Genomic DNA, 16,308 nt, shown 5'->3' with positions numbered 1-16,308 from the left:
TTTAGCCGCGACGGGGCAGGGACGCCCCGTCGCGGCGGCCCGCGTAGTAATGCCGGAGTGAGGGCACACCGAGCCTGAGCGAGGTGCCGAGTGGTGGGGCAAGAGCGTTTTGGTTACTTTTGCGCTTTTCAAAAGTGACCCGCTGTAAGAGCGGAACCGATATCAGCCGTTACCAAAAAAACGGATATGTACCCCGAGCCAAAAGCCGGACAACTTCAACACCTCTCATGGTCATTTATGGAAAAGTCAAAGTATCGAAAAGCAGGATTGGCCCTGGTGTTGACCGTCGCAGCGGGCCTGATCATCTATACCGTGCAGGCCCCCGCAGACGCGCCGCAATACCTGACCGCGACCGCCGAACGCAGTGACATCGAAAACGCCGTCCTGGCCACCGGCCTGCTGGAAGGCGTCAAACAGGTCGACGTCGGCGCCCAGGTCTCCGGCCAGCTCAAGTCCCTGAAGGTCAAGGTCGGCGACAAGGTCAAGAAGGGCCAATGGCTCGCCGAAATCGACCCGTTGATCCTGCAAAACACCCTGCGCAAAGCCGAGGTCGATGAAGAAAACCTCCAGGCCCAACGCCGCGCCACCGCCGCTCAACTCAAGGAAACCAAATCCGTCTACGAACGCTATCAGGGCCTGCAAGAAGACGAATCCGTCTCCCGCCAGGACTTCGAGACCGCCGAGTCCAACTATGAAGTGCAGCGCGCCAACCTGCTGTCCCTCGACGCCCAGATCAAAAGCGCCCATATCCAGATCGACACCGCCAAGATCAACCTGGCCTACACCCGCATCGTCGCGCCCATCGACGGCGATGTGGTGGGCATCGTCACCCAGGAAGGCCAGACCGTGATCGCTAGCCAACTGGCGCCGGTGCTGCTCAAGCTCGCCGACCTGGACACCATGACCGTCAAGGCCCAGGTCTCCGAGGCCGATGTGATCCACATCAGCCCCGGCCAGCAGGTGTACTTCACCATCCTCGGCGAGGCCGACAAGCGCTACTACGCCAAGCTGCGCGGCACCGAACCGGCCCCGCAAAACTTCCTCGAAACCCAGACCGCCGGCACGCCCAAGCAAAACACAGCCGTGTTCTATAACGCACTGTTCGACGTACCCAACCCCGACCACCGCCTGCGCATCGCCATGACCGCCCAGGTGCGCATCGTGCTCGACACCGCCAAGGCGGCGCTGACGGTGCCGGTGGCCGCACTTGGCCCGCGTAATGCCGACGGCAGTTTCCCCGTGCGGGTGGTGGACGCCAAGGGCAAGGCCAACACGCGGCAGGTGCAGACCGGCATCAACAACAACGTCAAGGTGCAGATCCTCGATGGCCTGGCCGAAGGCGACAAAGTGGTGATCGGCGACCCGTCGCCCGCCGTGGCGGGGGCTGATTGATGACTCAGCCACTGTTGGAGCTTAAAGGCATCGTCCGCAGCTTCATGGCCGGTGACCGCGAATTCATTGCCCTCAAGGGTATCGACCTGACCATCCATGCCGGGGAAATGGTCGCGATCACCGGGGCCTCGGGTTCGGGTAAATCCACCCTGATGAACATCCTCGGTGGCCTCGACTACGCCACGGCCGGCAGCTACAAGATCAATGGCATCGAAACCCGCACCCTGGGTGATGAGCAACTGGCGGAGCTGCGCCGCGACTACTTCGGTTTTATCTTTCAGCGTTACCACTTGCTGGCGCATCTGAGCGCGTTGCACAACGTGGAGATGCCGGCGATTTATGCCGGTACACCGGAAACCGCGCGGCATAGCCGGGCAGGGGAGCTGCTGACGCGACTGGGTTTGTCGGGGCATCTGACCCATCGCCCGAGTCAGCTGTCCGGCGGCCAGCAACAGCGGGTGAGTATCGCCCGGGCCTTGATGAACGGCGGGGAGGTGATCCTCGCCGACGAACCCACCGGCGCTCTCGATACCCACAGCGGCAAGGAAGTGATGCGCATCCTGGCCGAGCTGCACGCCGCCGGGCACACGGTGATCATCGTCACCCACGACCCGAAAGTGGCGGCCAATGCCCAGCGGATCATTGAGGTGCGCGATGGGGAGATTGTCAGTGACCGCGCCAATGACAGTGTCGGCCTGGACCTGCCCACCGAGGCGCCCATCGAGCCCAAGCGCAGCGGTGCGCGCAAGTTGGTGGCGAGCCTCGGGCTGTTCAAGGAGGCCTTCAACATGGCCTGGGTCGCGCTGATTTCCCATCGCATGCGCACCTTGTTGACCATGCTCGGTATTGTCATCGGCATCACGTCGGTGGTGTCGATCTCGGCCATCGGCGAAGGCGCCAAGCGTTATGTGCTCAAGGACATCCAGGCCATTGGCAGCAACACCATCGATATCTTTCCCGGCAAGAGTTTCGGTGACAGCCGTGCCTCGGCCATCGAGACGCTGTTGCCGTCGGATGTGGACGCGCTGAACCAGCTGTATTACGTCGACAGCGCCACGCCGGTGGTGGGGCGCAACCTGTTGCTGCGCTACGGCAACATCGACCTGGACGCCCAGGTCAACGGCGTCAGCGACCGCTATTTCCAGGTCAAGGGCCTGAAGCTCGAGGCCGGGATTACCTTCAGTGAAAGCGACGCCCGGCGCCAGGCCCAGGTGGTGGTGATTGACCACAACACGCGCCATCGTCTGTTCGGCCCTGGCGTGGATCCGTTGGGCCAGGTGATCCTGGTGGGCAGCCTGCCGTGCACGGTGATCGGGGTGACGGCGGACAACAAAAACATGTTCGCCGCCAGCAAGGCGCTGAACGTGTGGGTGCCGTATGAGACGGCGGCGGGGCGGCTGTTGGGCCAGCGCCATCTGGACAGCATCACCGTGCGCATCAAGGACGGCCAGCCCAGCAAGGTGGTGGAAGAGAACGTCACCAAGCTGATGTTGCAGCGCCACGGCACCAAGGATTTCTTTACCAACAACCTCGACAGCATCATGCAGACGGTGCAGAAAACCAGCCGTTCCCTGGCGTTGCTGCTGTCGTTGATTGCGGTGATTTCATTGCTGGTGGGCGGCATCGGGGTGATGAACATCATGCTGGTGTCGGTGACCGAGCGCACCCGCGAGATCGGGATTCGCATGGCGGTGGGCGCACGGCAATCGGACATTCGCCAGCAGTTTCTGGTGGAAGCGGTGATGGTCTGCCTGATTGGCGGGATGATCGGCATCTCGCTGTCATTCGCCATTGGCTATCTGTTTTCGTTGTTTGTGAAAGAGTGGGAAATGGTGTTTTCCCTGGGCTCGGTGGTGACCGCGTTTGCATGCTCGACGCTGATCGGGATTGTGTTCGGGTTTGTACCGGCGAGGAATGCGGCGCGGCTGGATCCAATCGAGGCCTTGGCGCGGGATTAGGCCGGGCAGAGATCAAAAAATGTGGGAGCGGGCTTGCTCCCACATTTGTTCCTCGGTGTTCTAGAGAGCTGTGTTTTCTTCTGCGGAATACATCCATCGCATCAACGAATGCCGGCCGCTGATGCCCATCTTGATCGCCGCTCGCTTGAGGTAGCTCTCGATGGTGTTGACCTTCAATGCCAGTTGCTCCGCCAGTTCCGGTGCGGTACGCCCGGCCAGCAGCCCTACGCACACCTCAAGCTCGCGGCTGGAAAGGGCCAGCCCCGATTGCGCAAGGCGTTCTTCAAAGCGCCGGCGCAAGGTGTGGATGCCTTGTTGCTGCGGTGCTTCGCTGTCCGGGCCAGTGGGTTGCAGGGCACTGATATGCTTTTCAACCATGGGCAGCAGCAGGGAGGAGAAGTCTTGCAGGATGATCCGTTCCTGCTGGGAAAAACTCTGTGACGGGTTGGCGCGATACACCGACAGCACGTAGCTGACGTCATCCTTGCGCCGGGTCAGGTGCAGTTGTGCGGCGGCCTGGGCCTCGTCCAGTTCGAGCACCGGGTCGGTGTACACCGGGCTGATGCCCTGCACGCGCGCACTGCCGGCCTTGCGCGGGGCGTGTGCCTTTGAACTCACGGGCATCTGGGTGATGTGCGTGGCGTCGACCGCCAGTTGGGTGAGGATCAGGTCGTGCAGCATGCGCGGGAAGTGCCGGCTGCCGGTGCTGGCGATGACTTTGCCAATGTGAGGGAACAGGTGTGAGTTCATCATTTCATCCATGAGTTTCAAGGAGGGCGGCGTACAGGGCAGTGATATCCATGACTGCCGCCTCGTATGCTAGTACAGGCTGTCGCAAACGGGCCAATGAATGGATCAAATTTTTTGCGGTGCAGGGCGCAACGGGAAAAGCCCGACCTTTTCAGGCCGGGCTATTGATAAACGTCGCGCCTGCTGGTGAATTTACTTCAAGCGTGATGAACGTTTTGTTGCATCGCCCGGGATTTGGGCTTCACGGCGCAGGCGTTCAGTGCCTGGGCAACGTCGGCGAGCAAGTCGGCGACATCTTCCAGGCCGGCGGAAAGCCGCACCAGCCCTTCGGAAATCCCGTGGTGGGCGCGTTGTTCCGGGGTGTAGGTGGAGTGGGTCATGCTGGCCGGGTGCTGGGCCAGTGACTCGGCGTCCCCGAGGCTTACCGCCCGGGTGAACAGCTTCAGGGCGTTCATGAAGCGTCGGCCCATGTCGATGCCGCCCTTGAGTTCAAACGCGATCATGCCGCCGGACTGCTTCATCTGCCGCGCGGCCAATTCGTACTGCGGGAAGGAACGCAGGCCGGGGTAGGTCACCCATTCCACCAGGGGATGGGCCTGCAAGGCTTCGGCGATGGCCAGGGCGTTGCTGCAATGGCGGTCCATGCGCAGGGCCAGGGTCTTGAGGCCGCGCATCAACAGGGCGGCGTCCTGGGGCGACATCACCGCGCCGGTCAGGTCCTTGAGCCCTTGCAGGCGAATGCGCTGGGCCAGGGCCTGGCTGCTGACCGCGATCCCGGCGGTGATGTCGCCATGGCCGCTGAGGTATTTGGTGGCCGAGTGCACCACCACGTCGGCGCCCATTTCCAACGGGCGTTGCAAGTAGGGTGTGCAGTAGGTGTTGTCCACCACCACGGTGATGCCGGGTTGCTGGTGGGCGATCTCGGCGACGGCGGCGATGTCCACCAGTTGCAGGTTGGGGTTGGCGGGGGTTTCGAAGTAGATCATCCGGGTGGCGGGGTTGATGGCCTCGCGCAGGGCGTTCAGGTCGGTGAGGTCGACGTGGCGCACCTTGATGCCGAATTCGCCGATGCCGTGGTGCAGCAGGGCGAAGGTGCAGCCGTAGAGCGTCTGGCTGACGATGATCTCGTCACCGGGGCGCAGCAGGGTCCAGAACGTCGCGGCAATCGCGCCCATGCCGGAGCTGAAGGCTACGGCCGCTTCGCCGTTTTCCAGGGTGGCCATGCGCGCTTCCAGCAGGGCCAGGGTGGGGTTGGAGATGCGGGTATAGAAGTGCCCACTCTCTTCACCGGCAAAGCAGGCGGCGCCGTATTCGGCAGTGGGGAAGGCGAAGGTTGCCGACAGGTAGATCGGCGGCACGAGGGCGCCGTGGTGGTCCTGGGGGTCGTAGCCGTGGTGGATGGCACGTGTGGAAAAGCCGAACGTATTGTGTTTATTTTTCATGGTCGGACGCTCCTTATTTCCTACAATGCTATGCTTATAACTGCGGCCGAACGTTCCATAGTTTGCCGGGAAAACCCGGTAGATTGGGATGAAAAACAATAAAAATGACGTTTCGAGGCAAGATATGCCTGTTCATCTGGATCGGACTGACAAGGCGCTTTTAAACGCTTTGCAGGGTAATGCGCGGTTGACCGTGGCGGAGTTGGCGGAGCGGGTGTCGCTGACCACTTCGCCGTGTTGGCGGCGGGTGAAGAACCTTGAAGACAGCGGGGTGATCGGTGGTTATCAGGCGATCCTGTCGCCCAAGGCGCTGGGGTATGGGGTGACGGCGTTTGTCAGCATCATGATGGACACGCACACCCGCGAGGTTGCCCGGGCGTTTGAGCAGCGGTTGCTGGAGATTCCCGAGGTTGTGGCGTGCCATAACGTTTCCGGGCGGTATGATTTTTTGCTGGAAGTGGTGGCGAAGGATCTGGAGTCGTTTGGGGAGTTTGCGCGGGAGGTGTTGCAGAGCTTGCCGTGTGTTAAGGAGATTTATTCGAGTTTTTCTTATAAGTCGGTGAGGCCGTTGCGGGTGATTCCTTTACCGGAGTGATGGTGTACATATCCATTTCTGCGGTAACGGCTGATATGGGTTCCGCTCTTACAGCGGGTCACTTTGGAAAAGCCCCAAAGTAACCAAAGGGCTCTGCCCCGCCTGTCGGCACCTCGCCTAGGCTCGGTGTTCCCTCACTCCGGCATTGCTCCGCGGGCCGCCGCGACGGGGCGTCCCTGCCCCGTCGCGGCTAAACCGGCGTCCTGCCGGTTTACCCGCTCCTCAATCCCTGCGTTCGGCCTCGGGCTTATTGGGGCAGTCAGAGCCAGATCAAAATCAAAAGCAAGAGCACAGCGGCCTACAGGCCGGCTTGAGTGGTAGAAGCCAGATCAAAAGCGAAAGCCAAATCTGAAACTGATGCAGCTCTGCTTTTCTGTGGGAGCTGGCTTGCCTGCGATGCAGACAACTCGGTTTTTCAGGTACACCGAGGCGAGGCCATCGCAGGCAAGCCAGCTCCTACAGGGGATCGTGCTCGCTTTGGATTTTGATTTTGCCTTTGCTTCACACCACTCAAGCCGGCCTGTAGGCCGCTGTGCTGTTGATCTGCTTTTGATCTTGATCTTAGGCGCCCCGTTAAACCACGCTGGCCGAACGCAGGTAGTACGGAGCGGGTAAACCGGCAGGACGCCGGTTTAGCCGCGACGGGGCAGGGACGCCCCGTCGCGGCGGCCCGCGGAGTAGTACCGGAGTGAGGGCACACCGAGCCTGAGCGAGGTGCCGAGTGGTGGGGCAAGAGCCCTTTGGTTACTTTTGGGGCTCTTTTCCAAAAGTGACCCGCTGTAAGAGCGGAACCCATATCAGCCATCACCCAAAAAACGGATATGTCCCCCCACCCCAAAGACGCATACGTCATCCAACGTATTCCCCGCCCAACCCCATCCCGCGAGACTGCTCCCGACAGCCAACCCACCCTCCGGGAGCACCTCGATGACCGACACCCTGATCAAAGTCGACCTCAACCAACCCGTCACCGAAAACGAGCAAATCCACAACCGTTGGCACCCGGACATCCCGATGGCCTGCTGGGTCAAACCCGGCGATGACTTCATCCTCGAAACCTACGACTGGACCGCCGGCGCCATCAAGAACAACGACGACGCCAGCGACGTGCGCGACGTCGACCTGTCCACCGTGCATTACCTGTCCGGCCCGGTGGGCGTACACGGCGCCGAACCCGGCGACCTGCTGGTGGTCGACCTGCTCGACATCGGCGCCAAGGCCGATTCCCAGTGGGGCTTCAACGGTTTCTTCTCCCGCCAGAACGGCGGCGGCTTCCTCACCGACCACTTCCCCAGCGCACAAAAAGCCATCTGGGATTTCAAGGGCATGTTCACCAGCTCCCGGCACATCCCGGGCGTGAACTTCGCCGGCCTGATCCACCCCGGCCTGATCGGCTGCCTGCCCGACCCGGTGATGCTCGCCGACTGGAACCGCCGCGAGCAGGAACTGATCGACACCAACCCGACCCGCGTCCCACCCCTGGCCAACGCGCCGCTGGCGGCCACTGCACACATGGGCAAGCTCAAGGGCTCGGCCCGTGACGATGCCGCCACCACCGGTGCCCGCACCGTGCCGCCCCGTGAGCATGGCGGCAACTGCGATATCAAGGATTTGTCCCGCGGTTCGAAGATCTATTTCCCGGTGTACGTCAACGGCGCCGGCCTGTCGGTGGGTGACTTGCACTTCAGCCAGGGCGACGGCGAAATCACCTTCTGCGGCGCTATCGAAATGGCCGGCTGGGTGCACATGAAAGTCGAGCTGATCAAGGGCGGCATGGCCAAGTACGGGATCAAGAACCCGGTGTTCAAGCCAAGCCCGATCACTCCCAACTACAAGAATTACCTGATCTTCGAAGGCATCTCCGTCGACGAACAGGGCCAGCAGCACTACCTGGACGTCAACGTCGCCTACCGCCAGGCCTGCCTCAATGCGATCAACTACCTGACCAAGTTCGGCTACTCGCCAGCCCAGGGGTATGCGTTGCTTGGCTCGGCACCGGTGCAGGGACATATCAGCGGCGTGGTGGACATTCCCAACGCCTGCGCGACGTTGTGGCTGCCGACCGAGATCTTCGAGTTCGACATCAACCCCAACGCCAGCGGCCCGACCAAATTCCTCGACGGCAGTATCGACCTGCCCATCGCCCCGGACCTGTAGCCATGCCGACCTACGAATATGCCTGTGAGTCCTGCGGCACCTTCACGATGCTGCGGCCCATGGCCCAGCGTCACGAACCCAGCCAGTGCCCGTATTGCGACGGCCCGGGCGGGCAGTTGCTGCTGTCGGCGCCGGCGCTGACCACGCTGTCGGCCAACCAGCGCAAGGCCATCGCCGGTAACGAGCGCAGCGCCCATGCGCCACAAACCGTCGGCGAATATCAGGAGGCGCGCAAGCACCCGGCGGGTTGCAGTTGCTGTGGCACCAGCAAACCGGTGGTGCCGAGCAAGGCCAACCCGCTGGGGCTCAAGACCAAGACCGGGCCGCGGCCTTGGATGATCAGTCACTGACCGAGGAGATTTGCGATGCGCCATGGCGACATTTCCAGCAGCCCGGATACGGTCGGCGTTGCTGTCGTGAACTACAAGATGCCGCGCCTGCACAGCAAGGCCGAGGTCATCGATAACGCGAAGAAGATTGCCGACATCATTGTCGGCATGAAGCAGGGTTTGCCCGGCATGGACCTGGTGGTGTTCCCCGAATACAGCACCATGGGCATCATGTATGACCACGACGAGATGATGGCCACCGCGGCGAGCATTCCCGGCGAGGAAACGGCGATTTTCTCGGCGGCCTGTCGCCAGGCCAACACCTGGGGCGTGTTTTCCCTGACCGGTGAGCGCCACGAAGAACACCCGCACAAGGCCCCGTACAACACGCTGGTGCTGATCAATAACCTGGGGGAGATCGTCCAGCGTTATCGCAAGTGCATTCCGTGGTGCCCGATCGAGGGTTGGTACCCGGGCGACCGCACCTACGTGTGCGACGGGCCCAAGGGCATGAAGATCAGCCTGATCATCTGCGACGACGGCAATTACCCGGAGATCTGGCGTGACTGCGCAATGAAAGGCGCCGAGCTGATCGTGCGCTGCCAGGGCTATATGTACCCGGCCAAGGAGCAGCAGGTGCAGATGTCCAAGAGCATGGCCTGGGCGAACAACTGCTATGTGGCGGTGGCGAATGCGGCGGGGTTCGACGGGGTGTATTCGTACTTCGGGCACTCGGCGATTATTGGTTTCGATGGCCGTACCCTGGGGGAGTGCGGCGAGGAAGAAATGGGCATTCAGTACGCCCAGCTCTCGGTCTCGCAGATCCGCGATGCGCGGGCCAACGACCAGTCGCAGAACCATCTGTTCAAGCTGCTGCACCGTGGCTACACCGGCATGCACGCCTCGGGCGACGGGGACAAGGGCGTGGCGGATTGTCCGTTCGAGTTCTACCGCACCTGGGTGCTGGACGCGCAAAAGGCCCGGGAGAATGTCGAGGCATTCACCCGCAGTACGGTCGGTGTCGCCGAATGCCCGGTGGGGCAACTGCCCCATGGCGGTCAAGAAAAAACGGCGGGTTAAGGCATGCGGTTTACCTTTGAACCGGCCCAGGTCATGGCCTTGCTGCGCAGCCGGATTGTCGGCCAGGACGCAGCCCTGGCCCAGGTGGAAGGCTTGCTCAAGGTGGTCAAGGCCGACATCGGCGAACGGGAGCGGCCGTTGAGCGTCAACCTGTTCATGGGGCCGACCGGGGTCGGCAAGACGGAAATCGTCCGGCTGCTGGCCCAGGCATTGCACGGGCGGGCCGACGGGTTCTGCCGTATCGACATGCACACCCTGGCCCAGGAGCATTACGCCGCCGCCCTGACCGGCGCACCGCCGGGTTATGTCGGCAGCAAGGAGGGCATCAGCCTGTTCAACAGCGAACTGATCCAGGGCAGCTACAGCCGCCCCGGCATCGTGCTGTTCGACGAACTGGAAAAGGCCAGCCAGGAAGTGGTGCGCAGCCTGCTGGGCATTCTTGAAAACGGCCAGCTGACATTGGCGGGCGGCGCTCGCACCCTGGACTTTCGCAACAGTCTGATCTTCATGACCAGTAATATCGGCGCACAGCAGGCGCGTCGGCATCGGCAGCGTTTTGCTCCGCTGCGCTGGTGGGGCCGTGGTGAAGCGGGGGTGCTGGAGGACGCCTTGCACCGCCATTTCGAGCCGGAATTTCTCAACCGCATCGACCGCATCCTGATGTTCGAGCCCATCGACCATCAATGGCTTGAAGCGCTGCTTGAGGTGGAACTCGGCAAGCTCAATCAACGCTTGGCGGCGCAGCAACGCTCGCTGGTGCTGGATGACTCGGCGCGGGCCTGGCTGTGCCGCGACCATGACGCGCGCTTTGGTGCGCGCGCCCTGGGCCGTCGGCTGCGGGTCGAGCTGGAACCGGCGATTGCCGAATGCGTATTGCGCGAACCAAGTGTGGGGCCCATGGGGGCGACGGTCGGCAGCGATCGTTTGGTAGTTTCGCAACAGGCGACTTGCATCCCCTGAATTTCAGGCTAATATAACCCGGGTAAAATAATATATTCCGGGTAAAAGTCATGAGCGCATCACACTGCACTGCCTTCCTTGGCCACCAACGCGTGGCCGCCGGCTCTTATGCCGACGTCGCCAAAAACCTGAAAAGCGTCGATCTGTCGGCGGGCAGTTTGCTGGTGTTCGATGACGCCAGCGGTGTCCAGGTCGACTATCCCTGGCCAGCCGGTTACGCACCCCAGCAGCCGGCGGTCGCGGTGACGGAGCCCGAAGTGCCAGCGTCACCTTCCGTAGGCCGACCAAAGCTTGGCGTGGTCGCGCGTGAAGTGACCCTGCTGCCCCGGCATTGGGAGTGGCTGGGGCAACAACGCGGCGGCGCCTCGGCGGCCTTGCGCCGGCTGGTGGATGAAGCGCGCAATGCCCATGCCGAGCACGATCAGCGACGCCAGGCGAAGGAATCCAGCTATCGTTTCATGAGCGCCATCGGCGGCGACCTGCCGGGGTTTGAAGAAGCCTCGCGGGCCCTGTTTGCCCAGGACTGCGCTGATTTTTCCAACAAGATTGCGCACTGGCCGGTGGATGTGCAGCTGTACCTGGCCTGGTTGTCACGCAACGCTTTCCCTGCCTAATTGCATCGAGATCCGAACCTTCATGGAAGTCACCCAGCAACGACCGTTGTGGCAGATCTACCTGATCTTTCTGGCACCCATGGTGCTGTCCAATTTCCTCCAGAGCTTTTCCGGCACGCTCAACGGCATCTATGTCGGGCAGATGCTCGGCACCCAGGCGTTGGCGGCGGTGTCGGGGATGTTCCCCATCGTGTTTTTCTTTATCGCCCTGGTGATTGGCCTGGGGGCCGGTGCTTCGGTGCTGATCGGCCAGGCCTGGGGCGCCCAGGAAACCTCGATGGTCAAGTCGATCACCGGCGCCACCCTGACCCTTGGCGCCCTGATCGGGGTGATCGCAGCGGTGCTGGGCAGCGTGTTCGCCCGCCCGGCCATGCTCGCGCTGGGTACACCGGTGGACGTGCTGGACGACGCGGTGGGTTATGCGCAGATGATGATGCTGATCATGCCGCTGCTGCTGGTGTTCATCCTGTTCACCCAACTGCTGCGGGGCGTCAGCGACACCGTGTCGCCGTTGCTGGCGCTGGTGGTGTCGACCACCGTGGGCCTGGTGCTGACCCCGGCGTTGATCAAGGGCTGGCTGGGTTTGCCGCCGATGGGCATCCAGAGCGCGGTGCTGGCAGGGCTGGTGGGCAATGCCCTGGCGATGACCTTTCTGGTACTGCGCCTGCGCCATAAAAACCACGTGATGGCGCCGGATCGCGAGTTGATGGCGGCGTTGCGGCTGGACCGGGTGATCCTCGGCAAGGTCCTGCGTATCGGCCTGCCCACCGGGTTGCAGATGGTGGTGTTGTCGTTGTCGGAGCTGGTGATTCTGGCGCTGGTCAACAGCCATGGTTCCCAGGCGACAGCGGCGTATGGGGCGGTGACGCAGATCGTCAACTATGTGCAGTTTCCGGCGCTGTCGATCGCCATCACCGCGTCGATTCTTGGGGCGCAGGCGATCGGGGCCGGGCGACTGGAGCGGATCGGGCCGATCCTGCGCACCGGGATCCTGATTAACCTGTGCCTGACCGGCGGCTTGATTGTGCTGGGGTATGGGTTGTCGCACTGGTTGCTGGGGTTGTTCATTACTGACGTGGATGCGCGGGTCAAGGCCGAGCACCTGCTGCACATCATGCTCTGGAGCATCCTGGTGTTTGGGTTTCAGGCGGTAGTGGGCGGGATCATGCGGGCCAGCGGGGTGGTGCTGGTGCCGGTGGGGATTTCGATCTTTTGTGTGTTGGGGGTGGAGTTGCCGGTGGCGTACCTGCTCAATGCGCGGTTCGGGCTGGAAGGGGTGTGGATGGCGTTTCCGGTGACGTACCTGGCGATGCTGGGTTTGCAGACGGCGTATTACCGGTTGGTCTGGCGGCATAAACAGATAAAACGGCTGGTGTGAGGGAGGGGCTTCCTACTGGGGGATGAAGTGTTTTCTTGCGGGGCGCTGTACAGTTTCGGAACTCTTTTTGGTTGATCGCCACACAGGTTTTGCCCATCCCGTTCGGTAGGCATCAGCCTCGGATGGGCGAGACAACGTCTAATCTATTGGAGAGTTAACCCATGAGTACTGTTGGCCAGACCTATCAAACTTTCGCCCCGCCTCCACCCCCTCAGGCCACGCCAGCGCCAATGCGATCGACGGCCTATGACACCACCACGGTCGACGACATTGCCGATGCTTTTGTAAAGAACAGCTCCCAGTTCGTGGATAAAAAAACCGGCAAAGTCAGCCTGGAAAAACTAATGCAGGTTGGTGACCGCAAGAACACCGGAAATGCTGCGTCCGACAACATCACGGCGCTGGCCCTGGCCGTTCTCCAACGTAACCTGTTTGATGGTGACTTGATCGACAGGAGCGAAGAATTCCTTAGGACCGGTGGTAGAAGCGAAAAACCTAAAGAGCCTGACCCCAAAAAGAACTTGCCGGTTGCTGGAAAGGGCGATGGCCTGCAACGTCAAAGGGTTGAGAACTCTGGCAAGGGTACGGAGCAGGCAAATCCGTATGCGGGTAAAAGTAATGCGCAACTTGCCGATTCTGCGCTGGCCCGCTTCAGTTCACTGGCAGACGCTGACGGCGCCTTAACCGATAAATCCCTTGCCTCGGTCGCGTCCGGAACGCGCTCGGATGGTACTCCAGCGTCCACGGCCGAGATCAACCTGGCCAATGCGCTATTGGACCAGCCGGGTCTTTTCAGTGGGCTTGATGGCGATAAGAGCGGGAAGTTTGACGGGAAAATATCCAGGGATGACCTTGGGGCGTTCAAGTATAAATCCATGAAGCCCGACGAGTTGCTCAACGGCATAAAAGATCACTTTGGAGACATCCTCGGGGAGGGCGGTGATCCAAACTATCTCAACGTCGGTGAGCTGGAGCAGGCGGCGGGTATAAAGGAATCCCCTAAAACCTATACGTCTGAGGTGACGGCTCTGGCCAGGGAGCTTCTTGCACGGACACAGCTTCTTCGGGAGTTGGATATCGGGATTAATGGCTCTGGCACCGGACCTGGTTACCAAGACAACAGGTTTGACATGGATAACATCAATCATTTGCTCAAGAAATATTCGCCCGAGCAAAAAACTGCCTGAGTACGTTGACAGGCAATGCCCAGGTTGATCGCTCCCGCACGCCGTGCGGGAGCTCGACGTGGGCGAAGGATCAACACCGATACGGCGGGTTGCCTAAGCACGCGTCCCGGCGAAATAACGACTGGGCACCTCACCCAACAGGCGCTTGAACACCGTCGCAAACGCGCTCGGGCTGCTATAGCCCAGGTCCAGCGCCACCCTTGTCACCGGTTCACCCTTGCCCAGGCGCACAATCGCCGCCAGCAGGCAGGCTTGCTGGCGCCATTGCAGGTAGCTGATGCCCGTGGCCTGGCGGAACTGCCGGGTAAAGGTCCGGCGACTCATCCCCGCGCCGAGGGCCATGGCATCAATGCTGACTTCCAGTGAGGGCTCGGCCAGAAACGTCTCACAAGCCTTTGCCAATCGCGGCTCGGCGGGCAACGGCGCGCAGAGTGGCAGCACCGGCATTTGCGCGATTTCGTGCAGCAGCAAACCCATCAGGTAACTGTCGCGCCCCCCCGCCGCATAACGCGCAGGCACCTCAACCGCCTTCTCCAGCAACTGCCCAAGCAACGGTGATACGTCCAGCACCTGACACGCCTGGGGCAGTGCCAGCCGCCGCGCCGCCCGCGGGCGAATATAGGTATTGAGCATCGTCACTGGCCCGCGCATCAGCATGGCGTGTGACACATGGGGCGGTACCCAGATGGCCCGGTGCGGCGGCACCACCCAGTTGCCGGTGGCGGTGTAGACGGTGATGACACCCCGGCTGGCGTAGGCAAACTGCCCGCGCGGGTGGGCGTGGGCGGGGAACAGCTCGCCGTCGGCATAGTCGATCGTGGTCACGACCACGTCGCGGGGGTACTTTCGTAGGGATGAATATCGGGCATGGCCTGATTCTAGCCTTTGTTGACCCACAATCGCAGGCGGGCCATCACGGTTTGCGAAAAAATTGCCCGAATGCATGGCCTCTCGCCGTGCCACCGAGCAAACGGACCCCGTCACCATGAAGCACAAACACCTGTTACTGGCCGTCCTGGTGACGGCTGTGTGGGGACTCAACTTCCCCATCACCAAGCTGGGCCTGGCCGAGATCAACCCGCTGTTGCTGACGGCCCTGCGTTTCTCCCTGGCGGCGTTGCCCTGGGTCTTTCTGGTGAAACGACCGCAGGTTGCGCTGAAGTGGCTGGCGGCCTACGGCTTGATATTCGGGGTGGCGATGTGGGCCCTGATCAACCTTGGGATCGCCATGGGCGTGCCGCCCGGCAGCGCGTCGCTGCTGATTCAGTTCAGCGCATTTTTCACGATGGGCTGGGGTGTGCTGCTGTTCCGCGAAAGCCTTTCCCTGCCGCAATTGATCAGCGTGCTGCTGGCGGCCATGGGCTTGGTGGGCATGCTGGTGGGCGTACAGGGGGCGGCCACGATGCTGGGGTTTGCCCTGGTGCTGTTCAGCGCGCTGGCCTGGAGCATCGGCAATATCATCATCAAGGTTTCCGGCGTGCGGGAGATCTTTGCATTCGTGGTCTGGGCCAGCCTGTTTGCACCGCTGCCGCTGGTGCTGTTGACGGGGTGGCTGGACGGCCCGCAAGCCTTTATCGCGTTGCCGGCCCAGTTGAACGGTGTGGCGTTGTTCTCGCTGGCGTTCCAGGTGTATGGCGCGACGCACTTCTGCTACTGGGGCTGGAACTTGCTGCTGCGCGAGTACCCGGTGTCCCGGGTGGCGCCCCTGTCACTGCTGATCCCGGTGTTCGGCATCCTCAGCTCGATGCTGATTCTGGGCGAGCGCCCCGGGGTTTCGCAGTGGCAGGCCATGGGCCTGGTTCTGCTGGCCTTGTTCGTGGGCCTGAAAAAGGGGCGCCCGTTGTGGGTCAGGCAGGGCGGTCACGCTTGAGCAGGCCATACAGTGCGCTGTCCGAGACCTCATCGCCCACCACCCAGCGCTCGCGCAACAGGCCTTCGCGAACAAACCCCAGGCGCTCAAGCAGTTTTGCCGAGCCCAGGTTGCGCGGGTCGATGTCGGCTTCCAGGCGACGCAGCCCGGCGGTAGTGAACCCGTGGTCGATCACGGCGTGGGCGGCTTCGCTCATGTAGCCCTGGCCCCAGTGCTGGCGGTTCAGGGTGAAGCCGATTTCGGCGCGGCGGCATTGCTCGTCGACGTTGAACAGGTCGCAGCTGCCGATCACCTCGCCGGTGGCCAGCAACTCCACCATGCACACCAGGTCTTCACCGGCAACCGACGCTTCCATCAGTTGGCCGAAGCGTTCGACGGCCTGCTCGGTACGGGTCATGGTGGGGAAGGAGAAGTAGCGCATGGCCTCGGGGTCGGACCAGATCGCAAACAGCGCGCGCCAATCATCCTGATGGGGAGGGCGCAGGCCCAGGCGCTCGGTAGTGAGGAGAACAGGGGCGAAAAAAGGCAGGGTCATAAGGTGCTCGTCCGTGAAAGTCACGGGCGCAATCCTGCCGGGATTGCGGGGGTTGTACAAG

14 protein-coding genes and 1 pseudogene are annotated in these 16,308 nt (G+C 61.9%); 11 read left to right on the top strand and 4 right to left on the bottom strand.

Annotated elements, in window-relative coordinates; all coding sequences use genetic code 11:
• The first annotated feature begins 237 nt into the window (after positions 1-237).
• Positions 238-1,392, top strand: a complete 1,155-nt coding sequence (gene macA, locus JFV30_RS17595) for a macrolide transporter subunit MacA (protein ID WP_201124757.1) — start codon at positions 238-240, stop codon at positions 1,390-1,392.
• Positions 1,392-3,350: a MacB family efflux pump subunit gene (locus JFV30_RS17590; RefSeq protein ID WP_201124756.1), complete on the top strand. Its 1,959-nt coding sequence runs from the start codon at positions 1,392-1,394 to the stop codon at positions 3,348-3,350. Before macA ends, JFV30_RS17590 begins: the two co-directional genes overlap by 1 nt.
• Positions 3,351-3,410: 60 nt before the next feature.
• Here JFV30_RS17590 and JFV30_RS17585 read toward each other — a convergent pair whose 3' ends face one another.
• Both JFV30_RS17585 and JFV30_RS17580 read right to left on the bottom strand, forming a co-directional pair.
• Positions 3,411-4,112, bottom strand: a complete 702-nt coding sequence (locus JFV30_RS17585) for a helix-turn-helix transcriptional regulator (protein ID WP_201124755.1) — start codon at positions 4,110-4,112, stop codon at positions 3,411-3,413.
• A 185-nt stretch (positions 4,113-4,297) separates the two neighbouring features.
• A complete protein-coding gene (locus JFV30_RS17580; RefSeq protein ID WP_201124754.1) occupies positions 4,298-5,542 on the bottom strand; it encodes a methionine gamma-lyase in 1,245 nt (414 codons plus the stop codon).
• Between the two features lie 124 nt (positions 5,543-5,666).
• Here JFV30_RS17580 and JFV30_RS17575 point away from each other — a divergent pair, with 124 nt between their 5' ends.
• The 8 genes from JFV30_RS17575 (at position 5,667) to JFV30_RS17540 (ending at position 13,842) form a co-directional block, all read left to right on the top strand.
• On the top strand, positions 5,667-6,137 hold the full coding sequence (locus tag JFV30_RS17575) for an Lrp/AsnC family transcriptional regulator (RefSeq protein WP_169389073.1): 471 nt from the start codon (positions 5,667-5,669) through the stop codon (positions 6,135-6,137).
• 927 nt (positions 6,138-7,064) lie between these two features.
• The gene (gene fmdA / locus JFV30_RS17570) at positions 7,065-8,294 is read left to right on the top strand and encodes a formamidase (RefSeq protein ID WP_201124753.1); all 1,230 of its coding nucleotides are present in this window, start codon (positions 7,065-7,067) and stop codon (positions 8,292-8,294) included.
• A gap of 2 nt (positions 8,295-8,296) precedes the next feature.
• The gene (locus tag JFV30_RS17565; protein WP_201124752.1) at positions 8,297-8,644 is read left to right on the top strand and encodes an FmdB family zinc ribbon protein; all 348 of its coding nucleotides are present in this window, start codon (positions 8,297-8,299) and stop codon (positions 8,642-8,644) included.
• Between the two features lie 15 nt (positions 8,645-8,659).
• Entirely contained in the window at positions 8,660-9,703 is a 1,044-nt protein-coding gene (locus tag JFV30_RS17560) for an aliphatic amidase (protein WP_201124751.1), read from the top strand.
• 3 nt (positions 9,704-9,706) lie between these two features.
• Positions 9,707-10,663, top strand: a complete 957-nt coding sequence (locus JFV30_RS17555; RefSeq protein WP_169389071.1) for an AAA family ATPase — start codon at positions 9,707-9,709, stop codon at positions 10,661-10,663.
• Between the two features lie 50 nt (positions 10,664-10,713).
• Positions 10,714-11,277 (top strand): DUF2239 family protein, encoded by a 564-nt coding sequence (locus JFV30_RS17550; RefSeq protein ID WP_201124750.1) that lies wholly within the window; start codon positions 10,714-10,716, stop codon positions 11,275-11,277.
• Between the two features lie 22 nt (positions 11,278-11,299).
• Positions 11,300-12,655 carry an MATE family efflux transporter gene (locus JFV30_RS17545; protein ID WP_201124749.1) on the top strand — a complete coding sequence of 452 codons (1,356 nt, stop codon included), beginning with the start codon at positions 11,300-11,302 and terminating at the stop codon, positions 12,653-12,655.
• Positions 12,656-12,816: 161 nt separating this feature from the next.
• Complete coding sequence (locus JFV30_RS17540) at positions 12,817-13,842, top strand: hypothetical protein (protein WP_201124748.1); 1,026 nt, start codon at positions 12,817-12,819, stop codon at positions 13,840-13,842.
• Positions 13,843-13,935: 93 nt separating this feature from the next.
• Here the strand turns inward: JFV30_RS17540 and JFV30_RS17535 are convergent.
• Positions 13,936-14,711: pseudogene (locus tag JFV30_RS17535) on the bottom strand (AraC family transcriptional regulator).
• 116 nt (positions 14,712-14,827) lie between these two features.
• Between JFV30_RS17535 and JFV30_RS17530 the strand changes: the two are divergent.
• Complete coding sequence (locus JFV30_RS17530) at positions 14,828-15,712, top strand: EamA family transporter (RefSeq protein ID WP_201124747.1); 885 nt, start codon at positions 14,828-14,830, stop codon at positions 15,710-15,712.
• Here the strand turns inward: JFV30_RS17530 and JFV30_RS17525 are convergent.
• Positions 15,690-16,247 (bottom strand): GNAT family N-acetyltransferase, encoded by a 558-nt coding sequence (locus JFV30_RS17525; protein WP_201124746.1) that lies wholly within the window; start codon positions 16,245-16,247, stop codon positions 15,690-15,692. The genes JFV30_RS17530 and JFV30_RS17525 overlap by 23 nt on opposite strands.
• Between the last annotated feature and the right edge of the window lie 61 nt (positions 16,248-16,308).

It is taken from the genome of Pseudomonas sp. TH32, assembly GCF_016650855.1.
Taxonomy (GTDB): Bacteria; Pseudomonadota; Gammaproteobacteria; order Pseudomonadales; family Pseudomonadaceae; genus Aquipseudomonas.
The sequence above is the reverse complement of the archived record's forward strand: the minus strand, read 5'-3'. Positions and strand labels throughout refer to the sequence as shown.

What these genes read in the sequence shown, in the direction of transcription:
- JFV30_RS17530 (WP_201124747.1), top strand. Translation starts at nt 14,828, where the DNA reads ATGAAGCACAAACACCTGTTACTGGCCGTCCTGGTGACGGCTGTGTGG.
- JFV30_RS17525 (WP_201124746.1), bottom strand. Translation starts at nt 16,247, where the DNA reads ATGACCCTGCCTTTTTTCGCCCCTGTTCTCCTCACTACCGAGCGCCTG.
- JFV30_RS17575 (WP_169389073.1), top strand. Translation starts at nt 5,667, where the DNA reads ATGCCTGTTCATCTGGATCGGACTGACAAGGCGCTTTTAAACGCTTTG.
- macA (WP_201124757.1), top strand. Translation starts at nt 238, where the DNA reads ATGGAAAAGTCAAAGTATCGAAAAGCAGGATTGGCCCTGGTGTTGACC.
- fmdA (WP_201124753.1), top strand. Translation starts at nt 7,065, where the DNA reads ATGACCGACACCCTGATCAAAGTCGACCTCAACCAACCCGTCACCGAA.
- JFV30_RS17585 (WP_201124755.1), bottom strand. Translation starts at nt 4,112, where the DNA reads ATGGATGAAATGATGAACTCACACCTGTTCCCTCACATTGGCAAAGTC.
- JFV30_RS17540 (WP_201124748.1), top strand. Translation starts at nt 12,817, where the DNA reads ATGAGTACTGTTGGCCAGACCTATCAAACTTTCGCCCCGCCTCCACCC.
- JFV30_RS17560 (WP_201124751.1), top strand. Translation starts at nt 8,660, where the DNA reads ATGCGCCATGGCGACATTTCCAGCAGCCCGGATACGGTCGGCGTTGCT.
- JFV30_RS17565 (WP_201124752.1), top strand. Translation starts at nt 8,297, where the DNA reads ATGCCGACCTACGAATATGCCTGTGAGTCCTGCGGCACCTTCACGATG.
- JFV30_RS17555 (WP_169389071.1), top strand. Translation starts at nt 9,707, where the DNA reads ATGCGGTTTACCTTTGAACCGGCCCAGGTCATGGCCTTGCTGCGCAGC.
- JFV30_RS17590 (WP_201124756.1), top strand. Translation starts at nt 1,392, where the DNA reads ATGACTCAGCCACTGTTGGAGCTTAAAGGCATCGTCCGCAGCTTCATG.
- JFV30_RS17545 (WP_201124749.1), top strand. Translation starts at nt 11,300, where the DNA reads ATGGAAGTCACCCAGCAACGACCGTTGTGGCAGATCTACCTGATCTTT.
- JFV30_RS17580 (WP_201124754.1), bottom strand. Translation starts at nt 5,542, where the DNA reads ATGAAAAATAAACACAATACGTTCGGCTTTTCCACACGTGCCATCCAC.
- JFV30_RS17550 (WP_201124750.1), top strand. Translation starts at nt 10,714, where the DNA reads ATGAGCGCATCACACTGCACTGCCTTCCTTGGCCACCAACGCGTGGCC.